General features: G+C 57.9%; 2 protein-coding genes. One reads left to right on the top strand and one right to left on the bottom strand.

What is annotated here, in order from left to right; genetic code table 11:
* On the top strand, positions 1–166 hold a 166-nt coding region (locus EN742_RS36245; protein ID WP_148670582.1), incomplete at its 5' end, for a helix-turn-helix domain-containing protein.
* A gap of 84 nt (positions 167–250) precedes the next feature.
* On the opposite strand, the gene EN742_RS36250 is transcribed toward EN742_RS36245, so the two are convergent.
* Positions 251–619, bottom strand: a complete 369-nt coding sequence (locus EN742_RS36250) for a response regulator (RefSeq protein WP_126058594.1) — start codon at positions 617–619, stop codon at positions 251–253.
* Positions 620–896 lie beyond the last annotated feature (277 nt).

Below are 896 nucleotides of genomic sequence, written 5' to 3' on the forward strand. Positions count from 1 at the left end.
CCTCTATGGCGGCATGGACGAGCCGGAACTGAAGATCATCGACGTCTTCATCTGCAAGCTGCGCAAGAAGCTCGACGCGGCCTCCGGCGGCCAGAACTACATCGAGACCGTTTGGGGCCGCGGCTACGTGCTGCGCGAGCCGGAAGACATCCGCGTCAGCGCCTGACCCATTCTTTCGATTGCTCTTCAGCACAAAAAAACCCGGCTTCAGCCGGGTTTTTTGTGTTGAATGGCCAATCCTGGCCTGCCGTCAGGCGGCGATCTTCAGGACGCGGAATCGTTCCAGCAATTGCGGCCGGTTGAATGGTTTCAAGAGGTAGCCCTGGGCGCCGGCCCGCTTTGCCCGCATGATCGATGCGACATCGACCTCGACCAGAGAGACCAGGATCTGCGGCTTGACCGCGCTTTCCATTGCGCGCACCCGGCGAATGAAGTCCACCGCCTGCATGTCCGGCAGTCCGCCGTCGACAACGATGACGTCCGGCATGTCGGCGGCGCACACCTCAATGGCATCAAGCCCGCTGGCCGCTTCGATCACGGTGAAGTCGGAGCCACCGAGGATGCGCTTTGCGACCTTCCTGATGACGCTCGAATCGTCGACGAACAGGCAGCGTTTCATTTCCGGGTCCTCTTTGCCATTCCGGCGAACCGGCAACGTGCGGGTAACCGTGGCCACCATAGTTCAATCTGGTAAAGAAGCGGAAAAGCCGTTAGGTAAAGTTTTTGCAAAGATGCGCCTTGTTCGCTTTTGCGTCACGAACTCAGCCTGGACTGGCCGGAAAAACTTGCTTCGCCTGAATTTCAGGCTCCATCACAAATATTATCTGGAATAAATACTTTATCTGTTCTTGCCGGCGGATACAGCGCTCAGACGACCGACAGCACGATTTCCTCGG

Source organism: Mesorhizobium sp. M4A.F.Ca.ET.020.02.1.1 (assembly GCF_004022645.1).
GTDB lineage: Bacteria > Pseudomonadota > Alphaproteobacteria > Rhizobiales > Rhizobiaceae > Mesorhizobium.

Coding starts and splice junctions, on each gene's coding strand:
- EN742_RS36250 (WP_126058594.1), bottom strand. CDS start 619: ATGAAACGCTGCCTGTTCGTCGACGATTCGAGCGTCATCAGGAAGGTC.